18 protein-coding genes and 1 pseudogene are annotated in these 17,903 nt (G+C 38.1%); all 19 read right to left on the reverse strand.

The window, feature by feature from the left end; all coding sequences use genetic code 11:
- Window positions 1–3: 3 nt before the first annotated feature.
- Window positions 4–627, reverse strand: a complete 624-nt coding sequence (locus NST02_RS16645) for a bifunctional 4-hydroxy-2-oxoglutarate aldolase/2-dehydro-3-deoxy-phosphogluconate aldolase (protein ID WP_095311011.1) — start codon at window positions 625–627, stop codon at window positions 4–6.
- Window positions 628–636: 9 nt separating this feature from the next.
- Window positions 637–1,557 (reverse strand): phosphotriesterase family protein, encoded by a 921-nt coding sequence (locus NST02_RS16650; protein WP_212933377.1) that lies wholly within the window; start codon window positions 1,555–1,557, stop codon window positions 637–639.
- Window positions 1,558–1,756: 199 nt separating this feature from the next.
- Window positions 1,757–3,025 carry a PTS ascorbate transporter subunit IIC gene (locus NST02_RS16655; protein WP_095311016.1) on the reverse strand — a complete coding sequence of 423 codons (1,269 nt, stop codon included), beginning with the start codon at window positions 3,023–3,025 and terminating at the stop codon, window positions 1,757–1,759.
- A gap of 6 nt (window positions 3,026–3,031) precedes the next feature.
- Complete coding sequence (locus NST02_RS16660) at window positions 3,032–3,316, reverse strand: PTS sugar transporter subunit IIB (RefSeq protein WP_095311019.1); 285 nt, start codon at window positions 3,314–3,316, stop codon at window positions 3,032–3,034.
- A 15-nt stretch (window positions 3,317–3,331) separates the two neighbouring features.
- Window positions 3,332–3,763 (reverse strand): PTS sugar transporter subunit IIA, encoded by a 432-nt coding sequence (locus NST02_RS16665; protein WP_137742745.1) that lies wholly within the window; start codon window positions 3,761–3,763, stop codon window positions 3,332–3,334.
- A 69-nt stretch (window positions 3,764–3,832) separates the two neighbouring features.
- On the reverse strand, window positions 3,833–4,591 hold the full coding sequence (locus NST02_RS16670) for a GntR family transcriptional regulator (RefSeq protein WP_095311025.1): 759 nt from the start codon (window positions 4,589–4,591) through the stop codon (window positions 3,833–3,835).
- A 557-nt stretch (window positions 4,592–5,148) separates the two neighbouring features.
- Window positions 5,149–6,225 (reverse strand): zinc-binding dehydrogenase, encoded by a 1,077-nt coding sequence (locus NST02_RS16675; RefSeq protein ID WP_095311028.1) that lies wholly within the window; start codon window positions 6,223–6,225, stop codon window positions 5,149–5,151.
- 205 nt (window positions 6,226–6,430) lie between these two features.
- Complete coding sequence (locus NST02_RS16680) at window positions 6,431–7,261, reverse strand: alpha/beta fold hydrolase (protein ID WP_137742744.1); 831 nt, start codon at window positions 7,259–7,261, stop codon at window positions 6,431–6,433.
- 18 nt (window positions 7,262–7,279) lie between these two features.
- Complete coding sequence (locus tag NST02_RS16685; RefSeq protein ID WP_095311032.1) at window positions 7,280–8,173, reverse strand: ABC transporter permease; 894 nt, start codon at window positions 8,171–8,173, stop codon at window positions 7,280–7,282.
- Between the two features lie 17 nt (window positions 8,174–8,190).
- Window positions 8,191–9,138, reverse strand: coding sequence for an ABC transporter permease (locus tag NST02_RS16690; protein ID WP_095311034.1), 948 nt, complete (start codon window positions 9,136–9,138; stop codon window positions 8,191–8,193).
- Window positions 9,139–9,215: 77 nt separating this feature from the next.
- On the reverse strand, window positions 9,216–10,850 hold the full coding sequence (locus NST02_RS16695) for an ABC transporter substrate-binding protein (protein WP_095311036.1): 1,635 nt from the start codon (window positions 10,848–10,850) through the stop codon (window positions 9,216–9,218).
- A 25-nt stretch (window positions 10,851–10,875) separates the two neighbouring features.
- Window positions 10,876–12,099, reverse strand: a complete 1,224-nt coding sequence (locus NST02_RS16700; protein ID WP_212933373.1) for a dipeptidase — start codon at window positions 12,097–12,099, stop codon at window positions 10,876–10,878.
- Window positions 12,100–12,144: 45 nt separating this feature from the next.
- A complete protein-coding gene (locus NST02_RS16705; RefSeq protein ID WP_095311040.1) occupies window positions 12,145–13,209 on the reverse strand; it encodes an ABC transporter ATP-binding protein in 1,065 nt (354 codons plus the stop codon).
- Window positions 13,199–14,224 (reverse strand): ABC transporter ATP-binding protein, encoded by a 1,026-nt coding sequence (locus NST02_RS16710; protein WP_212933372.1) that lies wholly within the window; start codon window positions 14,222–14,224, stop codon window positions 13,199–13,201. The genes NST02_RS16705 and NST02_RS16710 overlap by 11 nt, the downstream gene beginning before the upstream one ends.
- An 18-nt stretch (window positions 14,225–14,242) precedes the next feature.
- Window positions 14,243–15,031, reverse strand: coding sequence for an IclR family transcriptional regulator (locus tag NST02_RS16715; protein WP_095311045.1), 789 nt, complete (start codon window positions 15,029–15,031; stop codon window positions 14,243–14,245).
- A 262-nt stretch (window positions 15,032–15,293) separates the two neighbouring features.
- Window positions 15,294–15,860 carry a benzoate/H(+) symporter BenE family transporter gene (locus NST02_RS16720; RefSeq protein ID WP_212933371.1) on the reverse strand — a complete coding sequence of 189 codons (567 nt, stop codon included), beginning with the start codon at window positions 15,858–15,860 and terminating at the stop codon, window positions 15,294–15,296.
- Between the two features lie 352 nt (window positions 15,861–16,212).
- Window positions 16,213–16,404, reverse strand: coding sequence for a hypothetical protein (locus NST02_RS16725; RefSeq protein WP_095311047.1), 192 nt, complete (start codon window positions 16,402–16,404; stop codon window positions 16,213–16,215).
- Window positions 16,405–16,461: 57 nt separating this feature from the next.
- Window positions 16,462–17,052, reverse strand: a complete 591-nt coding sequence (locus tag NST02_RS16730) for a hypothetical protein (RefSeq protein WP_095311049.1) — start codon at window positions 17,050–17,052, stop codon at window positions 16,462–16,464.
- A gap of 40 nt (window positions 17,053–17,092) precedes the next feature.
- Window positions 17,093–17,835 (reverse strand): annotated as a pseudogene (locus NST02_RS16735) (aminotransferase class I/II-fold pyridoxal phosphate-dependent enzyme).
- Window positions 17,836–17,903 lie beyond the last annotated feature (68 nt).

The raw sequence follows: 17,903 nt of genomic DNA on the forward strand, positions 1-17,903 counted from the left end.
TAATCAACTCCCTAATTCTTGGATGAGATTCGTATATTGTTGAGCTTTTTCTTCAATTTGTTGCAAATTATCCCTTGTTGCCCCCCTCGGAACTAGATCACTACCAATTGCAAATGAGGAGCATCCAGCTTCGTAGTAAGCTTTCAAATTTTTATCATCCACACCGCCAACTGCCATGATATGAACATTTGGAAAAGGGCCTCGAAGATTTTTAATATATGAAATACCTAAATCATTTGCTGGAAATAATTTGACTACATTAATATCATCTTGTACTGCTTGAAGAATTTCCCCCGGTGTGAATACGCCAGGGAAAATTTCTACATTTTTTGCCTTCGCATAACGAACCAATTCTCGCTCCCAGCCTGGAGTAATAATGTATTTCGCTCCTGCTTCAAGAACTTGATCGATCTGTTTTTGGGTGATGACTGTACCAGCTCCTAACTGAATGGTATTTTTAAATTTTGAATGGATTTTTTCAATACAGCGCAACCCTTTTGTTTCATCACTTAAAGATACTTCAACCCAAGTAATTCCATTTTTTTGCAATACTTCTACAATTGAACAAGCATCTTCTGGCTCAATACCGCGAAGTATAGCAATAATTGTTCCTTTACCAACTGACATGATTCCTCATCACCCTTCAAATTGTGCTAACCACCGTGCTGGATTTTCAACAAAAATTGTCTGGATGTCCTCTTCACTAATTCCTTCATTTCTTAATCTTGGAATATACTTTTTCAAAATATACTCAAATCCAGGTCCGCCACCATAAGCATGTAGATAGCTTTGTCTTCCCATATCTGCTGAAATCAAAAGCTGCTTGACAAATCCATTTTTTATCATATTCTTAATCAGTTCAATTCGAGTACTATCAGGGTAATACTTTATTTTACTTGCTCCATCAAATTGAACAAAAGCTCCTCTTTTTGCAAGCTGTAAATGATAATACGGATCGGCATTACGATCGCTATGCCCAACAGCAACCTTCGTTAAGTCAACTCCTTCTTCTTCTAAAATATCCAACATCTCCTCGCCCATTGTTCCAGCTTCTGTATGAAGCCAGACTGGTGCTCCTGTATCTTTTTGCGCACGAGCAACTGCTCTAGTAACCTTTTCTTCCAGTGGATGTATTAATTGCTCCCAAGAACCTGACTTAAGAAAGCCAGCTTTTGCATCTGTTCCATCCATTCCGATCGTAATATCTCTAACAAGTTTTTGTTGTATTTCCTCAATTGAAAGTGCATTAACCCATGCTGGAAAATATATATGTTTATTAAATCCAGTAGTTGCGATGACATGAACATTCGTTTCAATAGCCATTTGTTTCATTTTTGCAGCATTTCTTCCATAATCAAGTGTCGTTGCATCTACAAGCGCCTGCCCACCTGCTCTCTTAAATCTAAATAGTTCACTAACAGATGCTTCATAATCCGTTAATTCCAAGTCCCGATCTTTCTGACTCGGAGGCGGACACGTCCATAAATGTTCATGGCTATAAGTAAATCCTAAGTCCTTTGCATCAATATCTCCTAAAACAGTTCTGATTTTTCCCATCTTAAAGTTCCTCCTTTTTGAAAGAGCAGCTATAGCAAGTCCCTTGAGCATGACAGAAAATCGTAGTATACGACGAACTAAAATGCTAGACGTTATATAAATGTTTTTAGTCTATCATTATTGTTTTCATTAATCTTCGATACATATGAAAAGGCTGGCATTAAAGGGTATAGCTGCTCGATTCGCTCTAGTATATGCTTTATATGCCTATTCCGAATAATAAGCCGATTAAACGAATAATCACTACAACAATAATGGCATCTGGGGAAGCAAACCATAGACCTTCCACACCATAAGCATTCATATCCACTAACGGATACGCAAGGGCAACAAGAAGTGTCCATGAAACCCCTAGGAAAAATCCGGATATTATCGCACCACGTCTCCCTCCTGATGCATTACCAAATACACCAGCGGCACCGCCCATGAAAAATAATCCAATAACAGAAGGTAAAACAACAACTGGTAGCATTGTAGAAATAAAGGTTACTAGTAAGCTACCTACTAAAGCTGACAAGAAACCAAGAGTTACTGCGATTGGTGCAAAGGCGAAAAAAATTGGGACATCGAGAGCTGGCTTTGCACCTGGTACGATTTTTTCCCCTATTCCTTTAAATGCGGGAACAATTTCTCCAAGAAACATTCTTACCCCTTGAAGCAATACTAGTATCCCCGCAACGAATGTCAGTGCATTCATAATTGAAAATTGAATAATATCCTGTCCTCCTGAGATTTCAGCTAACACATTTTTATCAACAAATAATGCCGTGACCAAATAGATAACAATCATGACAATCCCCATGAGCACACTCATGTCTTTTAAAAAATCTAAAGTTTTGGGTACTTTTACATCTTCAGAAGATTTTTCCTTATTTCCCGCTAAGCCTCCTACCCATCCAGAAAGACTAATCCATGAACTGCCCCAGAAACCGAAAGCGATATCATCTTTACCCGTGATTTTACGGACAAATGGCTGCGATAACGCTGGAAATAATACCATTGAAACCCCTTGAATAATTGAACCTAAAACGATCGTCATCGTGCTTGATAACCCCATTTGGTTAAACACTATTGCCATTGTACCGGCAAATGAAAACATCATATGTCCTGTTAAGAAAATGTATTTCCATTTTGTTACTCTTGCAATTAATAAGTTGATTAAAAACGAAAATACTAGAATAAGAGCTGTCTCTTTACCTAATAAAGTTTGGACGGCAGCAACTAGAGCATTATCCTCTGCAACAATTCCTGTTAATCCGAAGGCTTCCGTAAACATCGTACTAAATGGAACTAGTGCTGAAACGATAATATTTGATCCTTGCTGTAAAATAATAAATCCAAAAATTGTCTTTAATGTTCCCTTTATTACATCAGATGTTGTTTTGCGCAAGGCTACTAATCCAACAAGTGCAATAATACCAAGAATAATAGCTGGATTGCTTAAAACGTTTACAATTATATCAAGCATATTTCCCTACCCCCTTTGATGCAGTTTTTGAATAACTGGCATTACCTTCGCTTCTATTTCATCCTTATCTAGTAAATTATTAATCGAGATTACTTCTACAGACTCATCACTAAGCTCTGCTGATATTTCACTTGAAGCAACCATAAAATCACAAACTTTTCCTTTAGCAGAACCTAAATCTACAGCTTCTCCCTGAACTTCATATCCATGGTTCTTGGCAATCGACTGAATATCCATAAGCAGCATTAGGCTCGTTCCAAATCCCATTCCACAAACTGTGACAACTTTCATAATAAACACTCCTTTTTATATAATTGATAGGATTTCTTCTTTTGAAGTCGCTGTATTCATAATTACATTTAGTTTTTCTTCATCTCTTAAAATATCTGCGAGAGCCTGTAACATTTGAATATGACTTGTACTATCAGTTCCACAAAGGGCGCAAACAAGTGTTATAGGATCATTAGTAGGGTGCCCGAATACGACTGGTTGACTTAATCTTATTAACGAAACACCCTTTTCTTTCGCACCAAGTTCTGGTCTTGCGTGTGGAAAGGCAATGTTAGGGGCCACTACAATATATGGCCCAACTTCTTTAAACCCCTTGACCATTGCGTCTACATAGCCTTGATCTGCTAATCCTTCATTTACTAATAACTGACCTGCTTTTCGTATTGAATCCTCTGCATCTTTTGCCTTTACATCCAATTCAATTAATCCTTCAGTTAATGTGAGCATGTTAACACCCCTTCTAAGTTAATCAATGGCCAAATGATACTCTTCAAAGTATCGAAGCAAATTATAAACTTAATTGATATGTTTTATTTTGTTTCTCCCATTCAGTTCAATATGATAGTGATATCGATCTCCGCGGTTCGACATTTCAACTAATTCGAATGGAGTTCCATCCTTTAAGTAAGACACCCTAGTTAAGTGGAGTAAGGCTGATTCCGGTGGAATTTGCAGTTCAACTGCTTCTAAGTCAGTAGCAACTCTTGCTTGAATTCGTTCATAAGCTTTCTCGAGTCGAATATTGTATTCTTCTTCTAAGGTTTCATACAATGATTCTCTTTGCAGACCTTTTTCTAGAAAGCCAGGAATAAACTTCCCACGCATATAATTAATCATGATCGCTATAGGTTCACCATCAGAATAGCGTGTACGCTTAAGGCAAATCACTTTCTCATTTGGGGATAGTTTTAACTCTTCTCTTATTTTTTGAGAAGGCTCCAATTCTAACAATAATGTATTATCAGTATGAATTTCTTTTCCCCTAAGTCGCATTTCTTCTGTCCAGCTCGTAATCGATCCCGCAGTCTGAACTATTTTTTTTGATTGAATAAAAGTTCCTTTTCCCTGAATTCTTTTTACTACACCTTCAGAAACTAATTCATCAATCGTTTTTCTAACAGTAGCCCTACTTACCCCGTAAAGCTTTTCGATTTCAGATTCAATCGGCAGAGAATCACCTTCGGAGAGATTTTCCTCTATATAGCGCATTAGCAAAATTTTCAATTGCTTATACAGCGGCAGCTTTGACTTTTTATCAATGAAACTTTTACTCATTTTACCATCACCCCTAAAATGAATACCTTTACATCATGATGTATTTATAATTACACCTTATATTTTCATAATACATCATAATGAATTCGATTACAAGTATCATTCTTCAAAAATTGATCATTATCTATATCACTATTCCAAACAATAAATAGATATATTATCATGATCTATTTATTACGTATTTCTTATGAAAGAGAACATGACCTTTATTAAAAGGCTTTGTTATTTGTTGATGTTGATTCTTGGCTCATTTTCTCTCTGATTTTATGAATCAGAAGACCTTTCAGTATAACTGAAAGGCGTGTGAAACTAAGGTTGCACACGAAATGAGTCAAAAATCGTTTATATTGTTTAACAAAGTTTATTTAAAAAAAGAAACCCCCCTTTTTGTTTTCAACGGTCAAATACCCATTTAACCTAAAAGAGAGATTTCTTTATATACACAAATTATATATCACAACCAATTTTTCCTACCCGTCTGTATTGAAGCCCTTATTTTGAAAGCTGTTGTCAAAAGAAGATGTTTCCTATACTATCAACAAAATTATTGAGCCCTCTTAATTCACTCTAATGACAATTTTCCCGAAGTGATTTCTGTTTTCTAATAAAGCTTCTGCTTCCGCGATTTTTTCCAATGGAAAAACAGCACTTACTTGAGGATTCAGCTTTCCTTGCCAAACTTGCTCGGTAACCTGTAAGAAATCTCCCCAATTTCCCATTGGCGCCCCTAATACTTGGCGATGCCATTGGTATATTTCACGAATGCTAATCTCAGGAAAATCACCTGCAGTTGCTCCAGATAACACTAGCTTCCCACCCATTTTTAGACTATTTAAGCTTTTAGTGAATGTAGGTTTCCCAACTGAATCGAATGCGATATCAACCCCTTCACCTCTTGTCCATTCCTTTACTTCCTTTAGCCAATCTCCATTGGAATCAAACATGGCTATGGCACCCAAATCAAGACATTTTCTTCTTTTCTCCTCACTACTTGCAATTCCAATAACTGTTGCCCCAGCGGCAACCGCTATATCTAATTGGGCAGAGCCGAGACCGCCCGATGCCCCAATTATCAGCACCGTATCAGAAGACTTTATTTGTCCAACATTGACCACTCCTCTCCAAGCTGTCGTATAGACGGCCGGAATAGCCGCTGCTGTCACTGAGGGGATATGCTCAGGAATGGGAATAATATTTTTTACAGGAACGACTACATACTCTGCTAAACCTCCCCATAAATGTTCACCAATGATTTTATAATCTGGACACATGCTCGGTTCACCAGCTCTACAAAACCGGCACTCTCCACAGCCAAAGGATGGGTTTATAAGAACGCGTTCTCCTTTTGCAAAGCTGTTCACTACATTTAATGTTGTTTGTCCAAATTCAACCACACGACCAACGATATCGACACCAGAAATATGTGGTAAAGTTAACTTCGGCACCCCTGGTCCTTTAAGCCCCTCTCGAGCAAATATATCAAGATGATTTAATGCCGTTGCTTCTACTTTAATCAAAACTTCATGTTCTCCCGGTTTTGGAGTGGGAATTTCTTCAATGTTGAGCTTCTCAGGTCCTCCATGCTCACGAATCACAGCTGCCTTCATCTTTAGAGGAATTTCAATTTCTTTCATGTAGACTCCTCCCTTTTATCACAGTTTTCCATAAAAACCTCTTTTCCCTAAACAAGCTATGATTATATGCTAAGGAAAATAGGCGCACATATTTAAGGAGGAAGAATAGAAGCTAGAGTATGGTTGGTTAGCTAAAAGCATTCTTCTCACTGCTTTCCAACGCTTACCGTTAACTCTAGCTTCTTTCTTGCTTCTTCCATCTTATTCAATTCATTTGCAGGAACTCTCGAACCAGTTTTAAATATTTCTCATTCTCCTCATTTTGCGGAGAATGCCCACTGTTTTCAAAGATTACAAGCTTTGAATTTGGAATTTTCTCAGCAATTAACTCAGAACAAACAACCGGCGTAATCCAATCGTGTCTCCCGACTGTAACAAGTGTAGGGACTGATATTTTGTGCAAATCTGGAACTAAGTTAAAGTTCGGCTTATTGTATCTAAAGGCATAGTTATGAGTTTCATAACGATAATAAATCGAATCGATTCTCTTTTTAACGGCCTCTTCATCAAATTTCACTGTATAAAGTGGTTGAATAGCGGCAAACATCTCTTTTAACTCTTCATTTGACTCTACTTTTCCATCGAAAAGACGGCGAATCCCAGCTTCTGTAATCCCAGGCAAATCGCTTTCCAGTGCTTGATCAACGGAAAGATGATCAAATTCACTATTGGCAGCAGTATCTCTTAGTAAAACATGGGTCACGCTGTCAGGGTATCTAAGGACATATTCAAGGGTAAGAAAGCCGCCATATGAACCTCCTAATATTTTGATTGGCGCGCCAACGAGCTCCTTTCTCAATGCCTCGATATCGGCAGTCCACTGTTCATGGGTAAAAGGTGGCTTTCCTTCAGAACGTCCCGAACCTCTCATATCCATAAAGATTAATCGATATTGATCACCAAGAGGTGAAAATGCTCTAATATCACTGCGACAATCCCCTAACCCAGGGGCACCATGAATAAAAAAGATTGTTTCACCATCAGGATTCCCATGAATTTCATAATATAATTGATTATCATTAATTGTTATAAACAAAATGTTTAGCTCCCCTCATTATTTCTTAACATATTTTGGATCAAGCGCATCACGCAGGCCGTCACCTAAGAAATTATAGGCAAGAACAACAATTGTTATCGCTGCTCCTGGTAATATTCCTAAAACAGGGGCAGTCCAAATATATTGCTGTGAATTTTGCAACATATTTCCCCACGTCGGGGTAGGTGGCTGAATCCCCAACCCTAAATAACTAATTGCACTTTCCGTCAAAATCGCCGCTGCAATTGTTAATGTACCTGAAACAATAATAGACGGTATGATTTGGGGAATAATGTATTTCGTTAAGATCCGAATACTTCTAGCCCCTGAAGCATTAGCCGCTTCTACAAACTCATATTCCTTCCATTTTAATGTCTCGCCGTATACAACCCTGGCAATTTCCATCCAGCCGCATAAGGCAATGACGACAACGACCATGACCGGGCTTGTACCTAGAACTGTTAATGCAACGAGGACAAAGAAAAAGTTAGGAATCGCCATCATTGCTTCCGTTATTCTCATTAAGACTGATTCAACAAATTTGCCAAAATAACCGGCACACGCTCCGACCAATGTCCCGATCAGTAAAGCAAATAACATAGCTGCCAATCCAACTAGCAATGTAACTCTTCCACCGTGAAGCATTCTTGCAAAAACATCTCTACTCAGATCATCAGTTCCAAAAGGATGCTGTAAAGACCAGCCCGCTAAAGAGCCAACCTCCTGCAACTCTTCTGGATTAATCGTCCAAAAAAATGGACCTAAAAAAACGATTAAGTGTAAGATAATGAGGAACCATAATGAAAAATAAGCGATTTTATTTTGTTTTAAACGTGCAAGGAGCGTGTCTTTTCTTTGTTTTACTTTTGTCATTGTTTTGCTTCCATAATCTTGATTTGTTGATACCTCCATTTTCTCACCCCCATTATTTATACATTTTTAACGCGTGGATCGATACGTGAATAAATAAGGTCTACAATCAAATTACAAAGCACAACAACAACTGTAATAACTACTGTAACCCCCATTACCAGTGGATAATCCCTTCCTCTTGCCGCCTCCAAAATAAGTGTCCCAATCCCTGTCCATCCAAAGATTGCTTCTGTAATAACAGCTCCGCTTAGAAGTCTTGGAATCAGAACGCCAATAATTGTAACTACTGGAATTAATGCATTCCTTAGCGCGTGTACATACAAAACGATTGATTCCTTTGCCCCTTTTGCGCGAGCAGTGCGAATATAATTTTGAGATATAACCTCCAGCATTGAAGAGCGGGTAAAGCGAACAATATTAGGTAGAACAGTAGTTGTTAAAATTAATACCGGCATAATTAAATGAGAAATCCAGCCCCAGAAATTAAAATCCGCCCCACGAGCGCCAACTCCAGAGGATGGCAGCCATCCAAGGTTAATAGAAAATAAAAGAATGAGCATGAGTCCAAGCCAAAACGCAGGAACTGATAAACCGAGGACACTAAAGAAATTAATGACATGATCCTGTGCCTTTCCTCGCTTTATGGCCGAAATAACCCCAAATAATATTCCAATCGTAATCGAGAGAATTATTGTAAATACGGTTAACTCAATCGTGTACGGAAGACGTTCTGCAATTCGTTGAACAACCGGTTCACTTGATGTAAACGAAACACCGAGGTCACCCTTAAGAGCATTCGTTATCCAATCAATATAGCGTATGTGGATGGGCTGATCTAAGCCTAACTTTTCCACCATGGCTTGCCTTTCCTCTGGAGATGCATCCATTCTCATCGTGCTTGCTGGACCACCAGGAGCTAGGTTGATTAGAAAAAAAGTGATGATCGTGACGATCAAAAGTAGAATCGCACTTTGTCCTAATCGATTTAGTAAAAATCTCAGCACTTCATCGCCCCCTGAATACTTCTTATTAGGAATAGAAGTGTGCTTTACGCACACCTCCACTCCTTCATTCGTTTATTTTATTCTTCAATGTACCACTCATGGATATAGTGAAGTGCATCTCCAAACGCTAAGTCTGGAACACCTTTAAGTTTGTCAATCCGCACTTGTGCTTCTTGTGGATACCAAAGGAAAATATACGGTAATTCCTCTGCCATTAGTTTCTGCGCTTCAATATAAATCTTTTTACGCTCTTCTACATCACTTGTTTGAGCTCCTTGATCTAATAGCTTATCTAACTCAGGATTTTGATAGTGTGGAATATTATTTCCCTTCACATTCGCTGAGTGCATATAGGCAGATAAATCAGGGTCCGCAGGATATCTCCACCAATTTAAGCTCATTTCATAATTACGATTGACAACAACATCCTGAATCATAGCGTTCCATTCCATCGCATTTAATTTGACATCAAGACCAACTTTGACAAGATATTGTTGCACCATTTGCGAAACAGCCTCTAAATCACCTTGAATCCCGATTTTAAAATCGATTGAAAACGGCTCTCCATCTTTGTCAACAATTCCGTCTCCATCTGTATCGGTCCAACCTGCTTCTGCAAGAAGCTCTTTCGCCTTTTCAGGATCATAATCATATCGTGCGACATCGTCTGTATAATACTCTTCAAGCGCTGGGGCAATTCCCGCATCAGCAATCGTTCCATATCCTTTAAGTACCGTATCAATAATATTTTGTCTGTCGATTGCATGAAGGATTGCTTGCTTCACTCGCTTATCTTGATATTTTTCTTCCTCATGATTAACAATAATCCAAAAGAATCTTGGAGTCTCTCTACCAAAGACACTTACTCCATCTGCTTGTTCAATACGCTCGATCGATGCCAAATCATCGAGAGCAAAGATGGAAAGCTCACCACTTAAAATTTGGGCTACATGTGTATTCACATCTGGTAATACCTTATATTCAATCTCATCAAGTAAACCAACATCTCCATAAAAATCATCGTTTCTCTCTAAAATTACACTTTGTCCTGAAGTATAACTCTTCAGTTTATATGCACCTGTTCCCACTGGATTCACTTTGTTGAAGGATGTTAATTCCCAAGGGTCCTGCCCTTCAAAAATATGTTTTGGGACGATCTCCGTGTTGAAGCTTAAATAAGCAGGTAGCGCTGCAACAGGACTTTCCATTATGAACTTAACCTCATAATCATTAACAACTTGAACCTCTTTCACCTTTTGGAAATAAGATGAATTATTCGCTCCAAGCTCAGCATTCAAGACAATTTCATTAAACGTATATGCAACGTCTTCAGCTGTAAACTTTTCTCCATCATGCCATAAAACATCATCACGTAAGTAAAAAGTCCATTCTAATTCGTCATCTGATGTTTCCCATTTAGTTGCTAAATCTGGAGAAGGTGCTAAATCCTTTCCAGGTTGTGTTAATCCAGAGAATAACACTCTGTTAACAACATTCGATTCTGCATAAGCATTTGGATGCCACGGGTTAAACGTTGGATCGGCCACGATCGGGATGGAAACTTTTCCACCTTTTTTAGGATCACTTCCTGTTCCTTCTCCCTCACTTTGATCACCGCTGCTATTCGAGCTATCTCCTCCGTAGGAACATCCTGCAAGAAGGAGGAAGAATACTAAAATAACACTCATAAATCTCCATTTTTTTGTTTTCATCTCTATCTATCCTCTCTAAAGAAAATTATTTTGCCCAAGTAGCTTCCAGCACTCTCAAAATATTCGCCCCTGCTACTTTTCGAATATCCTCGCGGCTGTAACCTTTATTAACTAACCAGCGAATAATATTCGGGAAGCATTCAGCAGGATTCTCAAGCCCTTTCACATACTCGACTTTCGGATAGCTGTTTGCTCCATGTGAACTTTTAATAGAAAGCTGGCCTGATAAAAGATCGTGAATTCCCACATGGTCACCGAAAAGAGTGTCAGGGCCAAATGCGACATGGTCAATCCCTACTAAGTTGGCAACATATTCAAAATGCTCCATGTAAGATTCAATGCTGTGAGTCAGGTTATTTGGCGTAATCGTTGTATGTGGTGCTGCTTCAATTGCGATTACCCCACCCTTTTCTGCACAAGCTTTTATAACATCATCTGGCTTTAGACGTTTCGTATCCCATAATGCTCTTGCACCAGCATGATTGATCGTAACTGGTTTTTCACTTGCTTCAATGGTGTCTAATGACGTCTTATCTCCAGCATGCGAAACGTCAATCGTAATTCCGAGCTGATTCATCCGTCTCACTGCTTGCTTTCCAAAAACGGTTAACCCTCCGTCGTTTGGTTCCCTTAAACCAGAACCCAATTGATTCGCCTCCGAGTAAACAACTCCCATCGTTCTAATACCAAAACCATATAAAATATCTAATCTATCAAGCTCATTTTCGATCATTGTGCAAGATTCTAACGCTCCAACAAAGGCAATTTTTCTCTCTTTTTTAGCGCGATATAAATCGGATATGCGCTCCGCTTTAATGACCATATCCTGATGAGCAATATCGCTGAAACGAATTCCAATATCGTGAATAACATCTGACCATTTCCAGCCCGCTTTCGACGTAATCATCGCTGTCCCATCCATAAAATTCTCAAAAATAACGTCCAATCCTGACTGGCTTAACGCCTCAAAGCCTGTCCAATCTCGACCATGATGTCTAAATTCATAAAATTCTTCTAGTTTTTCTGGCATTACAAATGTGTGCTCATGCATAGAAATGATATAGTCTTCCTCTAGTATTTGCTGTACCGTTTCTTCTTGAGTTTCTGATACAGGATATGTGTAAGGTTCTACACGATCGTTTTCTTTCGAAAGCTTGAACTCCTTATAGTCAATTCCTGGTTCTAAATATTGAAATGATTTATATCCATCATAGATTTTTTGATTTCCTTGTTTAATTGTCTTTGACATGTCATAAACCCCTTTACTTTTTTATAATCCGAAGATTCAATCAATTCAATTTGCAATTTTTTCTTTGTTTAATAACTCTATTGCTTCTTTTAACGATTGTCCCTTTTCTAAAGGAAAATGGCAGGCAACAAAATGTTCATCACGAATCTCCTTTAACGGTGGAGCTTCTTGCACGCAAAGCTCGGTAGCCAACGGGCATCTTGTCCTAAATCGACAACCGGATGGAGGATTGGCTGGAGATGGCACCTCCCCTTTTAAAACAATCCTTTCCTTTCTTAATTTAGGATCAGCCTCTGGAACTGTTGATAATAAAGCTGCTGTATAGGGGTGGGCAGGATGATCAAAGATATTATCTGTTTCGGACAGCTCTACCAGCTTTCCAAGATACATGACGCCAACCCGATCTGATATATGCCTGACCACATTAAGCCCATGGGCAATAAAGAGCATCGTTAAACCAAGTTCTTTTTTTAATTTCATAAGTAAATTAATGACCTGCGATTGTACAGAAACATCTAAAGCTGATACCGGTTCGTCCGCAACGACAAATTCTGGATTTAAAGCCAGTGCTCTCGCAATTCCTACCCTCTGCCTTTGCCCTCCAGAGAATTCATGGGGATAGCTATGGTATCGGCTCGGGTCTAGCCCAACAAGTTCAAGCATTTCTTTAACCTTTGCCTCTTTTTCCGGGCCACTTGCGATTCCATGAATTTCGTACATCTCACCAATAATCTGGCCAATTGTAAATCTAGGATTCAGGGAACCAAAAGGGTCCTGATAAATGATTTGAATCTCTCTCCGAAGTTTACGGAGTTCACGATTGTTTTGCTCTAATATATTCGTATCTTTATAGAATACCCTTCCCTCTGTCGGTTCCTGTAGCCGCAAAATATTTCTCCCTAAAGTAGACTTTCCACACCCTGATTCTCCGACAAGTCCCAACGTTTCTCCTTTATAAATATGAAAGGATACGTCATCTACGGCTTTGACGATTTTTCGTTTGCTATTAAACATTCCACCTCCTTTAATTGAAAAATGTTTTTTCAAGTTTTCTATTTTTAGAAGCGGTTCCTTCGTAGCAACAGATATTTCCTCTTGGCTATGATTCAATGGAAATCCCTCCTTCCTCTTCAACATCAAGCAGGCTATGTTCAAGAAGATAATCTACATGCCAGCAGGCAACCTGTCTATTTCCTCTTGTCTCCAATGCGGGAGCTTCCTGATGGCATTTTTCAGTAGCGAAAGGGCATCTTGGTGAAAATCGGCAGCCTTCTGGAATTTCATTCAGACTTGGAATGGAGCCATTGATCGATTTAAGAGGAACCCCTCTTTGCCCATCCATCTTAGGCACAGATTCTAGCAAACCTTTCGTGTAAGGATGTAAAGGCTGTTCAAATATATCAAACGTATTGGCAATTTCCATTATCTTTCCTGCGTACATAATAATGATTCGATTGGCCATTTCCGCTGCCACTCCAATATCATGAGTGATTAGCATGATTGACATCTTTTTTTCTTCCCTTAAATTTCGTAATAGCTCTAAAATTTGCGCCTCTATCGTAACATCAAGGGCCGTTGTTGGCTCATCTGCAATTAATAATTCGGGTTCGGATGCTAATGCCATCGCAATCATTACCCTTTGCCTCATTCCCCCAGACAATTCATGCGGATATTGTTTTAATCTCCCTACTGGATCTGATATTCCGACAAGGCGAACAAGCTTTTCTGCCTCTTTCCAAGCCTCTTCTTTACCAATTTTATGATGGAATAGAATCGCCTCGGAAATTTGCTTTCCTATGGTGAATACTGGATTAAGGGCCGTCAATGGTTCTTGGAAGATCATCGATATTTTTGAGCCTCTTATTTGCCTCATTTCGTCCGCTTTTTTAGTCGTTAAGCTTTCCCCTTTAAATGAAATTTCTCCATCTAAGATCTTCCCATTTTCAAATTCAACTAGTCGCATAATACTCATTGATGTAACACTTTTGCCACTTCCAGACTCTCCAACAATACAAATTGTTTCTCCTTTATTAATATCAAAGGATACACCATCGACTGCTCTGACAAATCCATTTTTTCCTTTATAACCAACAACAAGATCTTTTACTTCTAAAATCTTGTCCATGCAACTACCTCCTTCCACTTAAGATAGGGTATTCATTAAAAACTTTCTTCTCGATGGAAAAAAGGATTTTCTTAAAACAGAACTCAAAGATTGATAGTTTTCTTGTAAACTGATTAACATTCTATCTGTTTCCTCAATCGTTACTCTATATTTTGGTCCAGCAACAGAAATTGAGCCGAGAATATTCTTTTTATGATCGAATAGAGGAATGGAAATGGCGGCAACATCATTAAAGGTTTCTCCTGCAGTATAGTACCAGCCTTGGTGTTTGATTTTTTCAAGCACTTCAAAAAAGGCTTCTTTTGATTCAATGTGCTGCGCGTTATTACTTAATCCATCATCAATAATTCGATTCTGAATTTCTTCAGGCAGGTAAGCTAAAATCACTTTATGTGATGCACCAATATATAAAGGACTTCTCTTTCCCACTGACTCTGCAAACCTCACTTGCTGTTCACTCTCAACAATTTTCAAGAAAACTCCTTCTTCATTGTCTAAAATGGTAAACACAACACTTTCACCTGTTTGCAAAGCGATTTTTTTCATGATCGGCTCAATCAATTCAGCAAATTTCAGATGTTCCTCGACCACATTGCTCAGTTCAATTAACTTAATGCCAAGTTCATATTTTTGTGTATCTGGGTTATGAAATACGTACCCTTCCTCTTCTAATGTACTGAGCAAGCGATAAACAACCGTATGGTTCATATCTAAATGCCGTGCAAGTTCTCGCAGCCCCCAGGATGGGTTTTCAGAGGTGAAAGAATTTAGTACACTCAAAGCTTTACTTACTGTTTTTGATGTCATTTCATCTCCACTTCTTTCTGGTTCTATAATAGAACCACTGTTACGAATTTTGTAATTTGTTATAATAATACCACTTTTTGAATTAATATCAATAAAATTATTAGAATTTTTTATACTTTTTCAAAAACTTTGTTCGTTTTTTTCGACATAAAGCGGTTACATTTTGAGATTTTAAAAAATCGATAAAAAAAGAGCGTTCTAAAAGAACAGCATTTAGAACACTCTCGCACAAACGAACCACCTAATAAAATGAATTTAAATATCATGAGCTTATTTTCAAACGAGCTTGTTCGACAAAATAGGCAACAAAAGTTCCGATAAGAAGTGAAATAACAGGTGCGCTTATACTCATAATGGAAATGTTTGAAAATGCGATAATGAAAGCAAATGTGGTGCTCATTTTCATCGATTCCTTTGCAAAACTTTGATATAAACAATTTCCAAACACTCCAATAAGAGAGAAACCAACAACTATTGCAATAAACTCCTGCGGTAATACTTGAATCACAGGAATCAGTTTCCAAGAAAACAGACCGAATATAAGGATAAGTATTCCCGTGACTACTGCCCCCATATATCTTTTTTCTTTTGGACCAGCTTCCTCCCCTGCGCAGATAACTGTCGCCATTCCAGCCGCATTTGCTGATTGGCCGCCAAAAAAACTAGTCAAGATCGAAAAAACCCCACTTAATGAGACAAGTTTATTAATCGGAGTTTGATAGTTTTTTTGTCGTAATCCACCAATTGCAACTGCAGCATCGTTGCTTAATATAAGAAGGGCAGAAGACCTTTCAGTTATACTGAAAGGCATGTGAAACCAAAGTTTCACATGAATGAACCCAAAATCATTTTAACAACCATTCTATTTAACAAAACCAAAGGATAAAATAAAAGCAATATGACAAAACCAACCACAATCGACGCAATTACAGGCGGAATTCTTAATTTCCATTTACTAAAAGCAAAGAATGCGATTATTGATATACTTCCCACAAGCCATAATTGATTTACAGAAACAATGAAAAATTCACCATATATTTCATAATCATTCCTGCCAGCATAGCTGAAATGATTTCTTTAGGAATCAATTGTACAAATTTAGAAAGTTTGTGGGTTTAGATCATTGATAGGAAACCACGATTCCGAAAGTGTATTTTTCACATCTATTAATCTCCTTTTCATCATTGCCAGTTTGGTGATTTAGATAACTCTACTAAAGCCATCATCACATTGAGCATAAAGATAGCCAGAACAATAGGCACAGCAAGTAAGACATTTCTTCCTAATTTCATTCTTATAACAGCGGCATAATACCCACAAAAAAATAAAACAATGCCCGAAACAAGCAGCATAATCAATAAAATGATAAACATCGGCTCACTCCTATACTTATGAATCATCGTAATCTATTTCGCTCTCAATTTTGCCATTTAGTCCTCCCAATAAAAAATAGCATCCATAATGATATAATCTCCCGGTTCCTTGTATATGGTTGGAATTTTTGCTTGAAATGGCAATGGTGCGCTAATCTGTTCAAAATCAAGAAGAGCGTACTCATACTCTTCTAATGCTAGTTTTAATTGTCTTCCAAGTTCATGAAATTCTTCTCTTAAATACAATTGATTTGAAGCACTAATGATCGACCCGTATCCACCGCTTAATATTTCATTTGATTCGATCCGTATCGTTTTTGAACGATCATCTTCTCCCATGATCGCAACAGGCGCTAACCGACAGATATCAATGATAATTCCTTCTGTCTTTTCCTTTCGAATTCCGTATTTTTCACTCTCGACTGTTACATTTTTTTTCGTATAGCAAAAGAATTCAACAAAGGAAGCGTATCCACTTCCAAAATGATTCCACTCTGCTTCACAGATGATATGAGGAATTCGATTAATTCGATGGAATAACCTCCTTATATGCGCTTCAATTTCTTGCTCATTGCCAGTATCATAAGGAAATTTATCCCCAATCGCTTTCCCTGCAATTAAATCTTGCAATTGCTCATTCGTAAACATTTGATTATGCTCACCTCCATTTTTAATTTCCCTATTACTTTCACTTTTTTAAAGATGTAAGAGCTTCTGCAAATCTCCTAACACCTTCCCTAATCTCCTCTTCCCTCGCTCTCGCATATGTAAAGCGGACATAACCATTTCCCGATCCCATTACAGAACCTGGGACATAAATGACTCCTCTTTTAATGGCATTCTCTAGTAATTTCATTTCCTCTACATCTTTTTTCACTTTGCACCATAAATGTATTCCACCATGAGGGACAGTAAATTCCACTTTATCATGTAAATAATTGTTCAAGCTCGTGACCAACTGCTCACAGTGACTTTCTAACTTTTTCTGCAATTCATGTATATGAGTTTGAAAATACCCATAATCCAAAAACTCATTAGCTAGCCATTGCATAATTCTCCACTTGCTAAATTAATTAAATTCTTCTCTTCCATTTCTCTGCGCAATCTTTGCGTAACCGGTAAATTTGGCAAAAAAGGACCCGATTCAATATAACGATGCCACCTTGGAACACGCTTTTTCGTAATGCCCCAAATATCCTTGCTAATCATCGTACCGCTTCCTTAAATTCTTTGAATTAAGCCAACTGCTTGAAGTTCATCATAAGCAGCGACAACTGTACTCCTGTTTACCTTCAGCTCCTTTGCTAAAGCTCTTTCTGAAGGAAGCTGTTTTTCTGGTGGAAAAGCCCCATTCGCAATATTATTTTCAACATATTCAGTTATTTGTTTATATAGTGGCTTCTTCGATGCTCGATTTGGTTCCCAAGCCATTTGGCACCATTCCTTTGCAAAAACGTTGATACCGCAATCCCCAGTTAGCAATTATGAATAGATAGATA

It is taken from the genome of Robertmurraya sp. FSL W8-0741, assembly GCF_038004005.1.
Classification (GTDB): Bacteria; Bacillota; Bacilli; order Bacillales; family Cytobacillaceae; genus Robertmurraya; species Robertmurraya siralis.

Coding starts and splice junctions, on each gene's coding strand:
- NST02_RS16685 (WP_095311032.1), bottom strand. CDS start 8,173: ATGGAGGTATCAACAAATCAAGATTATGGAAGCAAAACAATGACAAAA.
- NST02_RS16715 (WP_095311045.1), bottom strand. CDS start 15,031: ATGACATCAAAAACAGTAAGTAAAGCTTTGAGTGTACTAAATTCTTTC.
- NST02_RS16675 (WP_095311028.1), bottom strand. CDS start 6,225: ATGAAAGAAATTGAAATTCCTCTAAAGATGAAGGCAGCTGTGATTCGT.
- NST02_RS16710 (WP_212933372.1), bottom strand. CDS start 14,224: ATGGACAAGATTTTAGAAGTAAAAGATCTTGTTGTTGGTTATAAAGGA.
- NST02_RS16650 (WP_212933377.1), bottom strand. CDS start 1,557: ATGGGAAAAATCAGAACTGTTTTAGGAGATATTGATGCAAAGGACTTA.
- NST02_RS16665 (WP_137742745.1), bottom strand. CDS start 3,763: ATGCTCACATTAACTGAAGGATTAATTGAATTGGATGTAAAGGCAAAA.
- NST02_RS16645 (WP_095311011.1), bottom strand. CDS start 627: ATGTCAGTTGGTAAAGGAACAATTATTGCTATACTTCGCGGTATTGAG.
- NST02_RS16725 (WP_095311047.1), bottom strand. CDS start 16,404: ATGTTTATCATTTTATTGATTATGCTGCTTGTTTCGGGCATTGTTTTA.
- NST02_RS16700 (WP_212933373.1), bottom strand. CDS start 12,099: ATGTCAAAGACAATTAAACAAGGAAATCAAAAAATCTATGATGGATAT.
- NST02_RS16660 (WP_095311019.1), bottom strand. CDS start 3,316: ATGAAAGTTGTCACAGTTTGTGGAATGGGATTTGGAACGAGCCTAATG.
- NST02_RS16730 (WP_095311049.1), bottom strand. CDS start 17,052: ATGTTTACGAATGAGCAATTGCAAGATTTAATTGCAGGGAAAGCGATT.
- NST02_RS16670 (WP_095311025.1), bottom strand. CDS start 4,591: ATGAGTAAAAGTTTCATTGATAAAAAGTCAAAGCTGCCGCTGTATAAG.
- NST02_RS16655 (WP_095311016.1), bottom strand. CDS start 3,025: ATGCTTGATATAATTGTAAACGTTTTAAGCAATCCAGCTATTATTCTT.
- NST02_RS16695 (WP_095311036.1), bottom strand. CDS start 10,850: ATGAAAACAAAAAAATGGAGATTTATGAGTGTTATTTTAGTATTCTTC.